12 protein-coding genes and 3 tRNA genes are annotated in these 17697 nt (G+C 71.3%); 6 read left to right on the top strand and 9 right to left on the bottom strand.

Annotated elements, in window-relative coordinates:
• Positions 1 to 13: 13 nt before the first annotated feature.
• The 4 genes from OHA05_RS11260 to OHA05_RS11245 all read right to left on the bottom strand — a co-directional run bounded on the left by OHA05_RS11260 (position 14) and on the right by OHA05_RS11245 (position 5548).
• A complete protein-coding gene (locus OHA05_RS11260; protein WP_328860485.1) occupies positions 14 to 1945 on the bottom strand; it encodes an ABC transporter ATP-binding protein in 1932 nt (643 codons plus the stop codon).
• Entirely contained in the window at positions 1942 to 3675 is a 1734-nt protein-coding gene (locus OHA05_RS11255) for an ABC transporter ATP-binding protein (protein ID WP_328860484.1), read from the bottom strand. The genes OHA05_RS11260 and OHA05_RS11255 overlap by 4 nt, the downstream gene beginning before the upstream one ends.
• Before the next feature lie 91 nt (positions 3676 to 3766).
• Positions 3767 to 5212, bottom strand: a complete 1446-nt coding sequence (locus OHA05_RS11250) for an FGGY family carbohydrate kinase (protein WP_313946459.1) — start codon at positions 5210 to 5212, stop codon at positions 3767 to 3769.
• A gap of 36 nt (positions 5213 to 5248) precedes the next feature.
• Complete coding sequence (locus OHA05_RS11245; RefSeq protein ID WP_313946460.1) at positions 5249 to 5548, bottom strand: YtxH domain-containing protein; 300 nt, start codon at positions 5546 to 5548, stop codon at positions 5249 to 5251.
• A gap of 173 nt (positions 5549 to 5721) precedes the next feature.
• Between OHA05_RS11245 and OHA05_RS11240 the strand changes: the two genes are divergently transcribed.
• The 4 genes from OHA05_RS11240 to OHA05_RS11225 all read left to right on the top strand — a co-directional run bounded on the left by OHA05_RS11240 (position 5722) and on the right by OHA05_RS11225 (position 7054).
• A tRNA-Asn gene (locus tag OHA05_RS11240) sits at positions 5722 to 5794 on the top strand.
• A 5-nt stretch (positions 5795 to 5799) separates the two neighbouring features.
• Positions 5800 to 5872: transfer RNA gene (locus OHA05_RS11235), tRNA-Asn, on the top strand.
• Between the two features lie 191 nt (positions 5873 to 6063).
• A tRNA-Ile gene (locus OHA05_RS11230) sits at positions 6064 to 6137 on the top strand.
• Positions 6138 to 6217: 80 nt separating this feature from the next.
• Positions 6218 to 7054, top strand: coding sequence for a hypothetical protein (locus OHA05_RS11225; protein WP_328860483.1), 837 nt, complete (start codon positions 6218 to 6220; stop codon positions 7052 to 7054).
• Between the two features lie 92 nt (positions 7055 to 7146).
• Here OHA05_RS11225 and OHA05_RS11220 read toward each other — a convergent pair whose 3' ends face one another.
• Positions 7147 to 7584 carry an SRPBCC family protein gene (locus tag OHA05_RS11220; protein ID WP_328860482.1) on the bottom strand — a complete coding sequence of 146 codons (438 nt, stop codon included), beginning with the start codon at positions 7582 to 7584 and terminating at the stop codon, positions 7147 to 7149.
• A gap of 1025 nt (positions 7585 to 8609) precedes the next feature.
• Here OHA05_RS11220 and OHA05_RS11215 point away from each other — a divergent pair.
• Positions 8610 to 10535, top strand: a complete 1926-nt coding sequence (locus OHA05_RS11215) for an RICIN domain-containing protein (RefSeq protein ID WP_328860481.1) — start codon at positions 8610 to 8612, stop codon at positions 10533 to 10535.
• A 223-nt stretch (positions 10536 to 10758) separates the two neighbouring features.
• Here the strand turns inward: OHA05_RS11215 and OHA05_RS11210 are convergent, their stop codons facing one another.
• Complete coding sequence (locus OHA05_RS11210) at positions 10759 to 11547, bottom strand: VOC family protein (RefSeq protein WP_313946472.1); 789 nt, start codon at positions 11545 to 11547, stop codon at positions 10759 to 10761.
• 141 nt (positions 11548 to 11688) lie between these two features.
• On the opposite strand from OHA05_RS11210, the gene OHA05_RS11205 reads away from it, so the two are divergent.
• On the top strand, positions 11689 to 12948 hold the full coding sequence (locus OHA05_RS11205) for an MFS transporter (protein ID WP_328860480.1): 1260 nt from the start codon (positions 11689 to 11691) through the stop codon (positions 12946 to 12948).
• 28 nt (positions 12949 to 12976) lie between these two features.
• Here the strand turns inward: OHA05_RS11205 and OHA05_RS11200 are convergent, their stop codons facing one another.
• The 3 genes from OHA05_RS11200 to OHA05_RS11190 form a co-directional block, all read right to left on the bottom strand.
• Complete coding sequence (locus OHA05_RS11200) at positions 12977 to 14443, bottom strand: carboxyl transferase domain-containing protein (protein ID WP_328860479.1); 1467 nt, start codon at positions 14441 to 14443, stop codon at positions 12977 to 12979.
• A complete protein-coding gene (locus OHA05_RS11195; protein WP_313946475.1) occupies positions 14436 to 15872 on the bottom strand; it encodes an acyl-CoA synthetase in 1437 nt (478 codons plus the stop codon). Before OHA05_RS11195 ends, OHA05_RS11200 begins: the two co-directional genes overlap by 8 nt.
• A gap of 204 nt (positions 15873 to 16076) precedes the next feature.
• A complete protein-coding gene (locus OHA05_RS11190) occupies positions 16077 to 17654 on the bottom strand; it encodes a sensor histidine kinase (RefSeq protein ID WP_328860478.1) in 1578 nt (525 codons plus the stop codon).
• Positions 17655 to 17697 lie beyond the last annotated feature (43 nt).

Genomic DNA, 17697 nt, shown 5'->3' with positions numbered 1-17697 from the left:
GGGGCTCCCGCCCTCACTCCACCTCGACGACCGCCTGCGCGAACTGCGCCGAATACAGCCGCGCATAGGCGCCCTCCGCTGCCAACAGGCCGTCGTGCGTGCCCTGTTCGACGATCGACCCGTTCTCCATCACCAGGATCACGTCCGCGTCCCGGATGGTGGAGAGCCGGTGGGCGATCACAAAGCTCGTACGGCCGTGGGCGAGACGTGCCATCGCCTTCTGGATCAGGACCTCCGTACGGGTGTCGACCGAACTCGTCGCCTCGTCGAGCACCAGGATCACCGGGTCGGACAGGAACGCCCGCGCGATGGTGATCAGCTGCTTCTCGCCCGCGCTCACTCCCGCGCCCTCGGCTCCGTCGTCGCCGAGCACCGTGTCGTAGCCCTCGGGCAGCGTACGGATGAAGCGGTCGGCGTGCGCGGCGCGCGCGGCCTCCTCGATCTCCGCCCGCGTCACGTCCCGGGCGGCGCCGTAGGCGATGTTGTCCGCGATGGTGCCGCCGAACAGCCAGGTGTCCTGGAGCACCATGCCGATACCGGACCGCAGTTCCTCCCGCGACATGTCCGCTATGTCGACGCCGTCGAGGCTGATCCGCCCCGCGGTCACCTCGTAGAACCGCATCAGCAGATTGACCAGCGTGGTCTTGCCGGCGCCGGTCGGGCCCACGATCGCGACCGTGTGGCCCGGTTCCACCGTCAGCGACAGATCCTCGATGAGCGGCTTGTCCGGGTCGTAGCGGAAGGCGACCTTCTCCAGGGCGACCCGGCCGAGGCGCCGCTCGGGGCGCCCGGCGGCCGGTGCGTCGGCCTCCTGCTCCTCGGCGTCCAGCAGTTCGAAGATCCGCTCGGCGGACGCGACACCCGACTGGATCAGGTTCGCCATGGAGGCGACCTGGGTCAGCGGCATCGAGAACTGCCGGGAGTACTGGATGAAGGCCTGCACATCACCGATCGACAGGGCGCCGGACGCGACCCGCAGTCCGCCGACGACCGCCACCAGCACATAGTTGAGGTTCGAGACGAAGAACATCAGCGGCTGCATCACACCGCTGTTGAACTGCGCCTTGAAGCCGGCCTCGTACAGGGCGTCGTTCTGCTCGGCGAAGTCCCTGGCCGACTCCTCCTGCCGTCCGAAGACCTTCACCAGTGCGTGGCCGGTGTACATCTCCTCGATGTGGGCGTTGAGCGTGCCGGTGGACTTCCACTGCTGCACGAAGTGCGGCTGCGACCGCTTGCCCACCTTCGTCGCCACGAACACCGACACGGGCACCGTGACGAGGGCGACCAGCGCCAGCAGCGGCGAGATCCAGAACATCATCGCCAGTACACCGACGATGGTCAGCAGCGAGTTGATGAGCTGGCCCATCGACTGCTGGAGGGTCTGCGAGATGTTGTCGATGTCGTTGGTGGCCCGGCTCAGCACCTCGCCGCGCTTGGCCCGGTCGAAGTACGACAGCGGCAGCCGGGACAGCTTCGCCTGGACGTCCTCACGCATCCGGTACACGGCCCGGTTGATCACCCGGATCGACAGCCGGGTGGAGACCAGCGCCAGCAGCCCGGAGATCACGTACAGCGCGAGCGCCACCAGCAGCACATGACCGACGGCGGTGAAGTCGATGCCCTCGCCGGGCGTGAAGTCCACCCCGGACAGCATGTCCGCGAGTCCGCCCTGGTCCTTGTCCCGCAGACCGTCGATCGCCTGGGACTTGGTGGTCCCCTCCGGCATGCCCCGGCCGACGACACCCGCGAAGACGAGGTCGGTCGCCCGGCCCAGCACCAGCGGCCCGACCACCGAGAACGCGACGCTCAGCACACCCGCCGCGAGCATCACCCACAGCAGTCTCCGGTCGGGCGCGAGCCGCTTCAGCAGCCGCTTGCCCGAGCCCTTGAAGTTCATGGACCGCTCGACCGGGCCCATCATCATGCGTCCACCCGGCCCGCTCATGCGGCTTCAGCCTCCGTCAGCTGCGAGAGCACGATCTCCCGGTAGGTCTCGTTCCCCGCCATCAGCTCGCGGTGGGTTCCCGCCCCCACGACCTGCCCCTCGTCCAGGACCACGATCCGGTCCGCGTCACGGATGGTGGACACCCGCTGGGCGACGATGACGACCGTCGCCTCCGAGGTCTCGAGTGTCAGTGCGGACCGCAGCGCCGCGTCGGTCGCGTAGTCCAGCGCCGAGAACGAGTCGTCGAACAGATAGATCTCCGGACGCTGCACCAGCGTCCGGGCGATCGCGAGCCGCTGGCGCTGACCGCCGGAGACGTTCGTGCCGCCCTGCGCGATCGGCGCGTCGAGCCCGCCCTCCAGTTCGCGTACGAAGCCGGCGGCCTGCGCCACCTCCAGCGCCTGCCACAGATCCTCGTCGCTCGCGTCGGGCCTCCCGTACCGCAGGTTCGTCGCCACCGTGCCGGAGAACAGGAACGGCTTCTGCGGCACGAGCCCCACGGTCCGGGCCATCAGCGCCGGTTCGAGTTCGCGGACGTCCACCCCGTCGACGAGCACCTCGCCGCCGGTCGCGTCGAACAGCCGCGGCACCAGACCCAGCAGCGTCGACTTCCCGCTGCCGGTAGAGCCGATGATCGCGGTCGTCTCGCCCGGCCGCGCCGACAGCGAGACATCACGCAGCACCGGCTCCTCGGCCCCGGGGTAGCGGAACTCGGCGCCGCGTACCTCCAGATACCCCCGCCGGTGCAGCTTCCGCACCGGCGCGGCGGGCGGCACCACGCTCGACTCCGTCGCCAGGACCTCGTCGATCCGCTCGGCACAGACCTCGGCGCGCGGCACCATCATGAACATGAAGGTGGCCATCATCACGGCCATCACGATCTGCATGAGATAGGCGAGGAACGCGGTCAGCGCGCCGATCTGGATGGCACCGCTGTCGACGCGGTGCGCACCGAACCAGACCACGGCGACGGACGAGACGTTCACGACCGTCAGCACGGTCGGGAACATCAAGGCCATCAGCCGGCCGGTGGCCAGGGACACATCGGTCAGCTCCGTGTTCGCCCCGCGGAAGCGGTCCTTCTCGTAGCCGTCCCGGACGAAGGCGCGGATCACGCGGTTGCCGGTGATCTGCTCCCGCAGCACCCGGTTCACGGTGTCCAGCCGCTCCTGCATGGTCCGGAACAGGGGCCGCATCTTCTTGACGATCAGGGACACGGCGATGCCGAGCACCGGCACCACCGCCAGCAGCACCGTGGACAGGGTCACGTCCTGGCCGAGAGCCAGCACGATGCCGCCGACGCACATGATGGGAGCCGACACCATCAGGGTGAACGCCATCAGGACCAGCATCTGCACCTGCTGGACGTCGTTGGTCGTCCGGGTGATCAGCGACGGTGCCCCGAAGCGCCCGACCTCGCGGGCCGAGAAGCTCTGCACCCGGTCGAAGACGGCCGCCCGCACGTCCCGTCCGAGGGCGGAAGCGGTCCGAGCCCCGTAGTAGACGGCACCGATGTTGCAGACGACCTGCACGAGGCTGATGCCGATCATGAGCGCGCCGAGCCGCAGAATGTAGCCCGTGTCACCCTTCACGACACCGTTGTCGATGATGTCGGCGTTCAGGGTGGGCAGATACAGAGTGGCGCTGGTCTGCAGCAACTGCAGCGCCACCAGCAGGGCGATGGGTCGTGTGTACGGACTCAGATGGGTCCGCAGCAGTCGTATCAGCACGCGCTGTCTCTCGGGCTCGGCAAGATCGGGGGGTCACCCCATCTTGCGGCACTCCGCCCCCCGAACCCCACGGGTTTGATTCAAAGCAGGGTCAAGATGTCGGGCCGAAGGCTCCGGGGTGCAACTGCTCCCGCGTCGCGCTGTACTGCTGGCGCACCGCCTGACCCACCGCCAGTTCGTCGCCCGGCTCGAAGAGCTGCGCCGCGGCGTCCTGCCAGATCGGCGGGGACGCGGGGGACAGCATCCCCTGCGAGGCCCCGAGCGCCCAGGCCGCCTGCCGTGCCGCGCCGAGCGCCGCGTAGTCGGCGGGCTGGGGCACGACCACCTGAGCGCCGAAGATCCCGGGGGCCGCGGACTGCACGGCCGGCAGCCCGGCACTCGCACCCAGCAGAAAGACCCGCCGCACCTCGACGCCGCGGGCGCGCAGGACGTCCATCGCGTCGGCGAGCGAGCAGAGCATGCCCTCGAAGGAAGCCCGCGCCAGATGCTCGGGCCGCATCGACTCCCGGCGCAGACCGGTCAGGGTGCCCGCGGTGTGCGGCAGTTGGGGGGTCCGCTCGCCCTCCAGATACGGCAGCAGGACCAGCCCGGAGGAGCCGGGCGTGGACTTCATGGCCAGCGCGGAGAGTTCCTCGAGGCCGTCGAGCCCCAGCAGCTCGGCGGTGCCGCGCAGCGCCCGTACGGCGTTGGAGGTGTGCACCACCGGCAGATGCATGCCGGTCGCGTCCGCGTACGACGTGATCATTCCGCTGGGGTCGGCCAGTGCCTCGTGGTGCACGGCCATCACGGAACCGGAGGCCCCGAGCGAGACCACCGCGTCGCCGACGCCGACGCCGAGACCGAAGGCGGCGGCCATCGTCTCGCCGGTGCCGGCGGAGATCAGCAGGCCCTCGGGAGTGGTGCCCGCGGCTTCGGCCGGGCCGAGCACCTCGGGGAGCGCGCACTGATGGCCGAGAGCGAGTTCCACCAGGTCGGGGCGGTAGGAACCGGTGCCCGCCGACCAGTATCCGGTGCCGGAGGCGCCACCGCGGTCGGTGGTCCGGCGGACCGGCCGGCCGAGCAGCTGCCACACCAGCCAGTCGTGCGGCTGGAGCACCGCGGCCACTCGCTGAGCCGCTTCGGGTTCGGAGCGTGCCATCCAGCGCAGCTTCGCCACCGGGTGAGCGGCCTGCGGCACGGAGCCGACCGCCTCGGCCCAGGGCTGCCGCCCGCCGAGTGCGTCGATCAGATCGGCCGCGGCGACCTGCGCGCGCTTGTCGTTGCCGAGGAGCGCGGGCCGGACGAGTCCGCCCTGACGGTCCAGCGGGACCATGCCGTGCTGCTGGGCGGAGACGCCGATGGCCTGCACACCTTCGAGCAGGCCACCGGCCGCCGCCTCGCCGAGCGAGAGCAGCCACGCCTGCGGATCGGCTTCGGTGGCTTTGGGCTCCACCGGGTGCGGGGCATAGCCCTGCCGCAACACGGCACCCGTGTCCGCGTCACAGACGACGATGCGGGTGAATGCAGACGAACTGTCCAGACCGGCGACTATCCCCATGGGGAAAGATTCTGCCGCACATGTGGAGCGGCGGCGTCACGTGTTGGTCGTTCCCCATTCGTCCTCCCTGCCGGAGCTGCGCTCCCGCAGGGACCTGACCCGCTCGGAGACCGAGTCAGGCATCCGGTCCCCGACCTTGTCGCTCACCGCGTGGAAGGCCTTGCCGGCCACCTCGCGGCCGTTGTGCGCCGCGGACTCCGCGGCGTTGCGCACGGCGGGGTTCTGCGACAGCTGACGCATGGACTTCTTCAGCTGCTCGTAGCGCTCACGGCCGGCCCGTGTGCCGATCACATAGCCGACAGCCAGTCCGACGACGAACGTGACCTTGTACCGCATGTCTGCCACCCTTCCCTTACGTCGGTGCTGGGCGCCTACCCGTGATCGCCCCTGATCACCCGGGGGCATACCGATTGGCGGAGCACCCCCCTGCTTGCGCTAATGTATGTGTCGCAGCGAGCGCACGCCCTCCGGGACGCCCGGGTTGGGTACGTTCGGTGCACATGCAGCAATCCCCTGTAGCTCAATTGGCAGAGCAGCCGGCTGTTAACCGGCAGGTTACTGGTTCGAGTCCAGTCGGGGGAGCGCGATCCCCTGTAGCTCAATTGGCAGAGCATTCGGCTGTTAACCGGAGGGTTGCTGGTTCGAGTCCAGCCGGGGGAGCAGATACCGGAACGGGACCCCTATAAGGGGTCCTTTTTCGTGTGCCCGGAGGCTGATCGACAGCTCCTGGAACCGGGCAGCAGGCAGCGCAGTCCTCAAGATTGGGCGTTGCCGACCATCCGAGGCAGGAGATCGTATGAGCGGCTATGCTGCGGCAGACGGCGCGCACATTTGTGCGCGACGCGCCGTTAGGGGCGGTAGCTCAGCCGGTTAGAGCAGCGGACTCATAATCCGTCGGCCGTGGGTTCGAGTCCCACCCGCCCCACCGAACACCGCAGGTGCAGGAACGTTCTCACCTGCCGGTCGATCCCGGAGGATCCCCCGGCACGGGGCTAAGGTCGGCGAGTGAGCCGAACCGAGGAGCACGTCGAGGGCGCGGGGCCGTTCACCACCCGCCTGACCTGGCGCCTGCTGGACGGCGGCACCGCGATCTGGGAATCGCGTCCGGCACGCAAGCGCGGTCTGCTCACCGTACGGGCCGCGGGCGAGCTCGAGGGCCGTTCCAGAAGAGCGGACAGTGTCTCGGTCGGCCGCTTGCGCAGGCTGAACGCCATTGCCGCGGGTGCCTTCACCGTCGGCGGCGCCCTTTTCGCCCTCGGGGCGGGGATCGCTCAGTTCGGCCCCGCCGGCGCGACGGGCGCCTGGGTCTACTTCGTCGGCGGCCTGTTCTTCAACACCGGCGGCTACGCCTCACTGCTCCAGGCGATCAACGCTCCCCGCCGGGACAGCCGGGCCGGTGCGCTGGCCGCACAGCGCTGGAAGTGGTGGAGCTACGAGCCCCAGCGGATCGATTGGCTCAGTACCTTCCTGCTGTTCGTGGGAACGCTCGTGTTCGGGATCAATCTGCTGAACTCGCTGCTGCAAGGGCTCTCGGCCCAGCAGGTGAACAGGCTGATCTGGGCCCCCGACATGGTCGGGTGCATCCTGTTCCTGATCTCGGGGCACCTCGCCCTGGTGGAGGTCTGCCATGGCCGGCCGGGCGTCCGTCCCCGGGACCTCGGATGGTGGATCGTCGCGGTCAACCAGCTCGGATCCGTCCTCTTCCTGGTTTCGGCACTGGCCGCCTTCACGCATCCCTCGACGGGAAGCGTGGTGAACATCGTCGTCGCCAACTGGGGAACGCTCACGGGAGCGGCGTGCTTCCTGGTCGGGGGCCTGTTCCAGTTCTTCGAGCGTCCCTGACCGGCACAGCACCTGCGTGCCGGGTGCTTCGGTCGTCGCGACTCCGTGGGTCGAACCGCTCGCCGACGGGTCCGCATGCCCTGCCGGGCGGCTCACTTCCAGTTGTCGGAACCGGGATTCCCGCCCGCCGCCAGAGTCGCGAGCCGGTCCACGTAGTGCGCCCACCCCTCCTTGTGCGCGGCGCATGCCTCGGGGGTCGGCAGGCCGCTGTGGACGAGACGGAGCAGGGTGCCGTCAGGTACCGGTTCGAGGGTGATGTCGACCGTCGTGGAGCCGGGCGGGATGGACAGCGCGCCCTCGGTCCAGCCCCATGTGAAGACGAGCCGTTCGGGTGGGTCGATCTCGACGAAGCGGCCCTCGGCGACGTTGTCGCCGACGATGTTCGTCCGGTAGGCACCGCCCGGCTCGAAGCTGAACCGGCCGTCCTTGCCCATCCAGAGCAGCCACTTGTTCCGGTCGGTGAGGAAGGAGAACACCGTCTCGGGCCGGGCGGCTATGGGCCGTTCCAGGGTGACCACGTCAGTACTCACGGCCTCGCCCCTTCGGACGTGTCGGACATGTGCCGTCTTGACGCAGCGTAACCAGGCCTCGGCCTCCGGGCACCTTCGGGCGGCGGGGGTGACCGCGCTTCCGGGCCCCTTGAAGCATTCTCCGCAGGGTGCCCGGCATGTGCGGGGAAATGCGGCACATGTCTTTGCGGATGCGATCATACCGTGACAAATGTGGCGCATATGCGGGCTTGCGCCATCGGCCGGGCGGTCCGGACGCGGGATCTCGCCGCTTGGGGCGGTACGGCGGCCCGGAGCGGTCCGCGGCCGTCGGCGGCGGTTTCCTCGGGACCGCCGAGCCGGTGCCGGCCGGTGCCGAGGTGCTGGTCTTCAGCGATCCCGAGGCTGTTTCCATGCGCCCGGAAAATCCGGGCGGCGGCCCCCGGAACGTGCGGCCCGGCACGTTCCGGGAATCACCGCGTCAGGCAGGCCTTTGCGTATTCTCGTCACTTCTTCTCGGGCCGCGGACCCGGTGGCGGAGATCACCCCCCAGGTGGCCGCCGAACTCCGGCCGAAGGGCGGCACTTCCCTGCGGACAAGCGTCAAGGTGACCGAGGCAGTCGTCGTCACTTTGTGACCCTCCCCGATCTGCCGAGCCACATCCCAACCGCCCGGAGTTTTCCCGAACGGCCAGTAGTGCCAAGGCAGTTGGCGGGAAGCCGACGTGATGTCGGTATTCGACAACTTGATGCTCGAACGAGAGGACCGCTGCACTCTTGTCGTCGGGGAAGCAGTCAACTCCGCGCAAGACCGGAGCAGTTCTTTTCATTGCTGTCGGGGCCTGAATGGCCGCGGTTCGGGAACTCTTGTTCAGCGCCCGGCGGTTGTGCCAAGGTGAGCTTCCTCACGTCCGAACATGGCAACTTTTGTTCAACCGTTCGAATGGACGCGGTATAGACCAAGTAGGCGCGCACCACCTTTCACCAACCGGAATCCCCGGCCGATTACGGTCCGGGGACGGCACTGCTCAACCCCCCACCGCATTGCCCTGGATGGAAAGACGTCTCATGCAGAAGCCCCGCACTCAGGGTCCCGTCCCACCTGCCCGCACCGGTCTCGACCCCGGGGACTCCGACGAAGGCCTCGCGGCCGCGCTGCGGACCGGCGACGGCGATGCCGAGACCCGCACGGTGGCCGTGCTGCTCGCGAGGCACTGGCAACCCGTCTTCGACTACGCCTCGATCGGTACCCCTTCGGCCAAAGCGGCGTCCATGCTGGCCACGGCGGCATTCAACAAGGTGCTCGAAAATCTGCGGCACGCGCGGACGACCGCCGCTCTGCGGCCCCTTCTGCTGCTCACGGCACGCCAGACCGCCAAGGCATGGGCTGCCGACGAGCGGGTCACCGCTCTGCCCGAACTCCAGAATCCCGAGACGGGCCGCACCGTACCGGTCGACATGTTCACTCTGGCCGAAAACCGGGCCCTGGTCGCCAGGTCATTCCAGGCAATGCCCGGCCCCGCCCAATGTCTCCTGTGGCATGTCGAGGTGGAGGCCGAGGGCATATCCGTACCAGCTGGTTTGCTGGCAACAGATGCGCGTACCGCGGCCGGGCAGCTCGATCAGGCGCGAGAAATCTTCCGGGTGGGCATCCTGCGGTCCCATCTCGAACTCACGCAGGACAAGGAATGCCGCCACTACAACCGGCTGCTCGATGTATCCCTGCGCCGCGGCGGCACTCTGATACCCGACATCCAGGCGCACCTGGCCACCTGCCGGCACTGCCGGTTCGCCGCCGAACAGCTCGACCACGGCGGCGGCCGGCTCGCCCTTCTGCTGGCCGAGGGACTGCTCGGCTGGGCCGCCCAGCCCTATCTCGATTCCCGGCCCGCTCGGAACAACGCCCGCTACCAGGCCCGTGCGGCCGCCGTGCACGGCCCGGCACGCGGCCCCGGCCGGCACTCGCGCGGCGGACCCGCCCGCGCCCTGTTCCCCCTCACCTTCCGGGGCCGCCGGATCACCCTGCCGCAGCGCGGCCGGGGCGCCGTCCTCACCGGGCTCGGCGTCGTCGCCGGTCTGCTCGTCGTCGCGACCCTTGTCACCCAGCTGTGGGCGGACGACGGCGGCACCGCGGGCCCGCCCGCCCCGAGCGGCTCGGTCTCCGCGCCCCCCGTACCCGGAGGCCAGGCACCGACCGCCCCGGGCCCGCAGCCGTCGACGACCTCGGCCGCCCACCCGACCGGGCCCTTCAGCACGCGGCTGCGCAACACCGTGGCCGGTCTGTGCCTGGACATCCGCGACCGCAGCGCACAGTTCGGCACGGAGGCAACGATGGCCGCCTGCACCACCTCGGTCACCCAGCAGTGGGTCTACGAGAACGACGGTCTGCTGCGCAGCGGCGCGGCCCTCGAACTGTGCCTGAACTCCCATGAGCTCGACGGTGTGCTCGTGCTTGGCTCCTGTCCCGGGACCTCGGCGCCCGATGCGTCCGACGTCCGGTACGACCTGACCATCCAGGGCCATGTGGTCCCCCGCTGGAACGAGTCGCTGGCGGTCGTCCCGAGCTCCACCGAGGCCGGGGCACCGGTCGTGGTCAAGGTCCGCGACGGTTCGGCGGCGCAGCAGTGGGCGACGGACAACGTTGCCGTCGGCACGCCCAGGATGCGCCCGAGCGCCGACGCCCCGAACACGCAGGAGGTCAACGGGCCCTCGGGGCGCGGCCGTTCGTCCGCACCCGCGGACGGCGAGCAGCACACCTCGGAAGGGCGGACGCGACAGGGCGTGCCGGGCGCCGATCTGCGCAGTGTCCGTGACGACGGGGGAGCGGCGGAACCGGACGGCACCGCCCAGGCCGCCATCCTCCCGGCCCTGGAGCCCGCCCTCCATCAGGTGCCCGCGGCCGTGAGCGGCCTCGTCGAAGGCGTGGACCGCGACCTTCTCGAACCGGCCGGATCCCTCCTCCGTACGGAGGAGGCCACTCCTGCCGGCGGATGACGAGCGACGGGCCCCGGCCGGGCAGAGTGGTTCCCGCAGGTACCGGGGGAATGCGCGAGGCGGGGCCCCACCTCGGGGGCGGGGCCCCGCCTCGCGCATCCACACCGGCTGACGGCCGGACGGTGACGGCCACGGCGCGACGAGCATGTCGTGACGGCCGGGACGGTGACGGCCACGGCGCGACGAGCATGTCGTGACGGCCGGACGGTGGCAGCCGGTCCGGTCAGGAGAACGTGGGCATCTCACCCTTGGTGTTCTGAAGGTCGATGACCGAGAACACCGCACCCTGCGGGTCCGCGACCGTCGCCGAGCGGCCGAAGGGGCTGTCCATGGGTTCGCTCAGCAGCCGTCCGCCGAGCTTGACCGCCGTGGTCACCGCCCTGTCGCAGTCGGACACGGCGAAGTAGACGTTCGCGAAGGGCGGCAGTCCGTCGGACGCGTCCTCCTCCGTCTTCTGCCGTCCCGCCACCGGATCACCGCCGATGCTCCAGAGGTGGAAGTCCACGTCGTCGACGTCCATGCGCTGGACCTCGAAGGGAAAGACGGACGGGAAGAAGGAGTCCGCCTTGCGCGCGTCACGGGTGTGGACGTCGACCCAGGCGTAGGCCCCGGGCTCCCCGGTCTTCTCGAAGCCCTCGTGGGCGGCCGCCTGCCAGGCGCTGAAGAACACTCCGCTCGGGTCCTGGGCGCTCACCATGGTGCCGAACCCGCCGACCTCCATGGGCTCCATCATCAGGGTGCCGCCGTACTCCCGGATCCTCGCGGCGGTCGCGGCCGCGTCCGGGGTGGCGAAGTACAGGTTCCAGGCGGCGGGGCTGTCCATGCCCGGCATCTGCGGGGAGAGCGCGGCCACCGCCTTCCCGTCCGAGTAGGCCTGGGTGTAGTCGCCGTACTCCTCCTGGCCCTCGCCGAAGGTCCAGCCGAGGAGCTCGCCATAGAAGCTCTTCGCGGCCTCCAGGTCGAGGAACATCGCGTCCGCCCAGCAGGGCGTGCCTTCCGGTCGTACGGCCATGGGGTCCCAGCCTCCCGGTCGAAGGGCGTGCTTGCCCACACGCTATGGGTCTCCGCGGGCCCCCGCGCGCCGAACCGTGCACGGGACGCCTCACCAAAAAATGTAAGGGGCCCGACGGGCCGCGGTCATAGACTTCCCGCCATGCCGCAGACCAGCCCCGCCCCCTCCGTGCGCCCGCGGATACTCGCCGACCTCACCCCGCTGCGCACCTCCGTCCACTACCGGCGGCTCTGGTTCGGCAACACGATCTCCTGGATCGGACAGGGGATGACCACCCTCGCGATCTCGCTCCAGGTGTACGACATCACCCGCTCCACGTTCGCGGTGGGGCTGGTCGGACTGTGCTCGCTCGTGCCGCTGCTGGCCTTCGGGCTGTACGGCGGCGCGATCGCCGACACCGTGGACCGGCGCCGGCTCGGGCTCATCAGCGCGAGCGGTTCCGCGGTGCTGTCGGCGGCGCTGGCCGCCGCGGCCTTCGCGGACTTCCACCATGTCTGGTTCCTGTACGGCGTGGTCGCGTTCCAGTCCGTGTGCGCGGCCGTCAACTCCCCGGCGCGCAGCGCGATGATCCCCCGGCTGCTGCCGGTCGAGCAGCTGCCCGCGGCCAACGCCCTCACCTCGATGACCATGACGTCCGGGACACTCGTCGGCCCGATGCTCGGCGGGCTCGTCGTCGGGTTCGCCGGCTACCAGACCGCGTACGCCATCGACGCCGTCGCCTTCTCCGCGTCCCTGTACGCGATGTGGCGGCTGCCGTCGATGCTGCCGGACCGTGCCGAGGGTGCGAAGAAGGCCTCCGTCCTGGAGGGGCTGCGGTTCCTGGCGACCCGGCCGAATCTGCGGATGACGTTCTTCTCCGACTTCTGCGCCATGATCCTCGCCCATCCGCGCGCGCTGTTCCCCGCCGTCGCCGTCGTCTGGTACGACGGCGACGCCCGCACCGCCGGCTTGCTGGTCGCGGCCCCGGCCCTCGGCGCGGTGCTCGGCGGGGTGTTCTCCGGATGGCAGGGGCGGATCAGGCGGCAGGGGCTCGCGATCCTGCTGGCCGTCGGGGCCTGGGGCGCGGCCATCGCGGTCTTCGGGCTCACCCGCAATCTGTGGCTCGGGCTGCTCTTCCTCGGCTTCGCCGGTTTCGCGGACGCGATCTCGATGGCGTTCCGCAGCACCATGCTCCAGGCGGCCGTGCCCGACGAGTTGCGCGGCCGGCTCCAGGGTGTGTTCCTCGTGGTGGTCGTGGGCGGGCCGCGGCTCGGCGACTTCCTCGCGGGCAGCGCCGCGGATCTCACCTCGCCGTCGGTGACGGTGACCGGCGGCGGGATCGCCTGTATGCTGGCGGTCTCGCTGCTGGCACTGCGCTGGCGCGGCTTCGCCCGGTACGACGCACGGGACCCCCAGCCGTAGGGGCGAACCCCGGCTGCGGGCCGGGCTTTCACTCCCGCGGGGCGACGATCCCGCGGACGACGCCGAGTTCGACCAGATCCTGCGGGCGCAGCCGCAACTGGTCGGCGGTCCCGGGCACCTGCTCCGGCGGACGCTTGAGGATCGCGGCGGCGAGCTCGGGTGCTATGACGGAGAAGTAACTGTCAGGTGTGGCCCAGGTGTTGCCGGGCGCGGCCAGCGCGAGGGCGCCGCCCGAACCGCCTTCACCGATGAGGAGGCTGGTGACCGGCGACCGGGCGCCGGCGATCGCGGCGAACAGGTCGGCGATCGCGGCGCCCGCGCCGGAGCGCTCGGCCGCGGCGTCGTTGGCGGCGCCGGGTGTGTCGATGAGGGTGAGCACGGGGAGCCCGAGCCGGCCGGCCAGGCGCACGACGCGTGCGGCGGTGCGGTAGCCGGCCGGAAGGGTGGCGGTGCCGCCCTGCGCGACGAAGGCGACGGCCCGCCCGTCGTGCATCCCGACCCCGCAGAGCATCCCGGCGTCCACCCCGCCGCACCGGTCGCCGCTGAGGGGCCTGCGCCGGCCGAAGTACGCGTCGAGATAGGCCCGGGCGTGGGGCCGCCCCGGTGCGCGGGCCTGGGTGACGGCGTCCCATCCGGTGCGGGGGAGGGGCAGCGCGCCGAGCGCGAAAGGGGGAGGCACGGAGCCGGACCCGGAGGCCGCGCCCGTCTCCGCGCCACCGCCGACAGGTTCCACCGTGTCCGAGCGGCCCCGACCGGCCGCGTCCAGGGGCGCACGGTCCTCGTCCGCCTCGAAGCGGGCCCGGCCCGCACCCCCGGCCGCCGCCGCCCAGAACGACACCGCCTCCCGCAGGTCCTCCGGCGCCACGATCTCGTCGATCTGGCCCGCGGCCAGCTGTGCCTCCGCCGTGTACGCCGACGGGTCCGCGTCCGGGGGCCGCACACGGGAGCCCGCGAAGCCGACCTGGGCCGACGGGAGAGCCAGGATCACATCCGCTCCCGCGCCCAGCGTCGCCCAGCCGCCACCCGTCGTCGGGTCGCGCAGGACCGCGATCTGCGCCACTCCCGCGGCGCGCAGCCGCACCGACGCGGCCGCCACCCGCTGGAGCTGGGTCAGCGCGATCATGCCCTCCTGCATGCGGCTGCCGCCCGTCGCGATCAGCGACACCAGCGGCCGGCCGAGCTCGCGGGCCCTGTCGTACGCCGCCTCCAGCCGGTCGCCGGCCCGGCTGCTCAACGAGCCGCCGAGGAAGCCGAATTCGAAGGAGATCACCACACACGCACGGCCGCCCACCGTCGCCTCGCCCCACACCACGGACTCGGAGGACCCCGTGCGCCGGGCCGCCGCCGCGCGCTGGTCGCCGTACCCCTCCCAGCCGATCGGACCGTCCGGTGCCTGCTGCTCGTCGAGCGCGCCCTGCCGTTCGACCGGCGCCGTCTCGGTGAAGTCGTCGCAGATCAGCGCGATCGCCGCGGATGCGCTCAGCCGGTCAGCCATGCAGCGCCCGCTTCATGATCTTGCCCATGTCGTTGCGCGGCAGCGCGTCGAGGAAGCGCACCGTCCGGGGCCTCTTGTGCGGAGCGAGCTGGGCCGCCACATGATCCGCCAACTCGGCCTCGGTCGGCGGCGACTGGCCGTCCACCGGAACGATCCAGGCCACCACCCGCTCGCCCAGATCGGCGTCGGCCTCTCCGGTGACGGCGGCTTCCCGCACGCCCGGGTGCTCCAGCAGCGCGTTCTCGATCTCGCCGGCGCCGATCTTGTAACCGCCGCTCTTGATCAGGTCCGTGGCCTTGCGGCCGACGATCCGCACATACCCGTCCGGGTCGCGCACCGCCATGTCCCCGGTGCGGAACCAGTCGCCGTCGAAGGCCGCCGCGGTGGCGTCCGGCCGGTTCAGATACTCCGTGAACAGGTTCTCCCCGCGGACCTGGATCTCGCCGATGGCCGCACCGTCGTACGCCGTGACCGGCGTGCCGTCCTCCTCGACGAGCCGCAGTTCCACGCCCCGCAGCGGCACCCCGACGGAACCCGGCCGCGGTTCGCCGTCGACCCGGACGCTCGTGTTCATCAGGGTCTCGGTCATGCCGTACCGCTCGATCACCGGGCGGCCCGTCGCCGTACGGATGCGTGTCTGGTCGTGCACAGGCAGCGCCGCCGAGCCGGACACCAGCAGCCGCGCGCCCGCGAGCGCCTTCGTCAACTCCCGGTCGTCGTCGAGTGATTCGGCCAGTCGGTGGTACATCGTCGGCACCCCGAACAGCATCGTGCCGCCGTCCGTCAGCTCACGGATGACGCCCTCCAACGAGAACCGGCCGAGGTGCCGCACCTGTCCGCCCCGGCGCAGCGGGCCGAGGATGCCGAGGATCAGTCCGTGCACATGGAACAGCGGCAGCCCGTGCACCAGCACATCGGCGTCCGTCCACTCCCAGGCGTCCTCCAGGGCGTCCAGGCTCGCCGCGATCGCCCGGCGCGGGAGCACGGCGCCCTTCGGCGCGCCGGTGGTCCCCGAGGTGTAGACGATCAGGGCCGGGTCGGCCGGGGACGGCACCGCGGGCGGCGGTCCCGCGTCCCCCGTCACCGGGACGTCGATGCGCTGCAACCGGTCCAGCCCGTCCGGCAGTTGCTCTCCCGCTGCGGCCAGGACGGCCGCCGGTTCGCTGTCCGCGAGGATGTGCGCCAGCTCGCGCTCTCCCGTCCTCGGGTTCAGCGGCACGACGGGCACGCCGGCCAGCAGTGCGGCCACCACTCCCACCGCCGTCTCCAGCGTCGGCGTCGCCCACAGTGCGATCCGGGACGCTCCGCCGATCCGTACGGCGAGCGAGCCCGCAGCGCCGGCGAGTTCCCCGTAGGTCAGACCGCGTTCGCCGAAGCGCAGGGCGGGCCGGTCCGAGCCGGCGGTCAGCGCCGGGAAGAGGTCAGTCACTCGTCGTCCTCCGTCTGATGCAGCGTGTCTGTGCCGCGCTGGGCCGCGTGCCGTCCTGATGTCCGGCGCACGCGACCGCACACAAGCCGGTCCTCGCACACACCATTGTCCCCCGCCGGATCACGGCACGGGCGGTGGGACGGCACCCCTGACCGGGTACGGGCGGCCGCCCCGACGCGGGTGCCGCGGACTCCCGCGGGGTCCCTACCGGGGCGCCTGCCAGGTGACCGTCGTACCGTGCCCGCCGTCCCCGTCCCCTTCCCTGCCGGCCCCCTCACCGGGGCGCCCGTCGTCCGTGACCACCAGCCGCACCCCGGGCCGTCCGTCCGGCAGCGGCACGGTCGCGTCCACCTCCACGTCGATCGCGGAGACGTCCCGCCGCCGGTACGCCGCGGCCAGCGCACCGCGCAGCGCGGCCAGCAGCTGCTGGTCCGCCGGCTCCCGTACGAGGGCGTCGACCGCGCCCCGGAACCGCACGGACGGCTGGAAGCCGAGCAGCGCGGCCGCCCCCGCGGTCTCCCGCAGTACCCGGTCGCGGAAGCCGGCCGGAGCGTCGGCGGGCGGCTGCTGGAGCGCGAAGATCGCCGTCCGTACCTCCTGGATCGTGGAGTCCAGCTCGTCCACGGCCCGGCCGAGCAGCTCGTCGCTCTCGTCGTCCGGTGCGCGCCGCCGCGTCGACTCCAGCATCATCTCGGTGGCGAACAGCCGTTGGACGACGAGATCGTGCAGGTCCCGGGCGATACGGTCACGGTCCTCGTAGACCGCGAGCCGCTTGCGGTTGTGCTGCGCGTCCGCCAGGACCAGCGCCAGCGCGGCGTGCGAGGCGAACCGGGTCGCCAGCAGCCGTTCGGCCGCCGTGTAGGGAGGGCCGTGCCGCCGGCGCGGCAGTGCGAGGGTGCCGATCAGCCGACCGCCGCTCTGCAGCGGCAGCATCATCGACGGTCCGAACCGGCTGCGGACATGGGTGGTCATCCGTGGATCGGTCGCCGAGTCGTCGATGAACACCGGTTCACCGCCGAGGAGTTGGACGAGCACCGGCGACCCGGGCGCGATGGTGGTGCCGACGATGTCACCGGGGTCGTCGGCCGTGGACGCGGCGACGATCTCCATTCCACCGTCCTTGGTGGGCTGGAGCACGACACCCGCCGAGGCGTCGGCGAGGACGCGGGCCTGTTCGGCGACCGTGCCCAGGGCGTCCTGGGCACTCTCGCCGGTGAGCAGCGCGGTCGTGACGGCGGCCGCGCCCTCGATCCAGCGCTCCCGCTGCCGTGCGCTCTCGTACAGCCGGGCGTTGCCGATCGCGATACCCGCCTGTGCGGCGAGCATCCGCAGCAGAGCGACGTCGTCCTCGGTGAAGGAGCCGTCACGCCGGTCGGTCAGGCAGAGGAGCCCGAAGTCCTGGGTGCGCACCCGGATCGGAACCCTGAGGTAGAGGTACGTCCCGGGACGGCCGCCGGGAGCGCCGGGCGAGGGCGCCTGGGCGGGGTCGTCGGGGCTCGGCAGCAGCGGATCCCGCATGAAGGCGCTGATGAGGCCGTCGTCGTCCCCGGCCGGCAGGGGGTCGGCCGGGCCGCCGCCGGACGAGAGGCAGCCCTCGTCGTCCTCCGTCCGGGCGGCCGCGCCGGCGGTGTAGAGCTCGGTGATCGTCCCGCTCTCGGGGTCGAGGACCCCGAGAGCGCCGTGGCCCGCCCGGGTGAGACCGGCCGCGGAGTCGACGATGTGCTGGAGGGTCGTGTGCAGTTCGAGGTCGGTACCGACACTGAGCACGGCCTCCAGCAGCATCGTGAGACGTCGTGCCGGCCCCGCCTCGCCCACCGCGGGCCGC

It is taken from the genome of Streptomyces sp. NBC_00306 (genome assembly GCF_036169555.1).
In the GTDB taxonomy this organism is placed as follows: Bacteria; Actinomycetota; Actinomycetes; order Streptomycetales; family Streptomycetaceae; genus Streptomyces; species Streptomyces achmelvichensis.
This window is presented reverse-complemented; position numbering and strand designations above follow the sequence as displayed.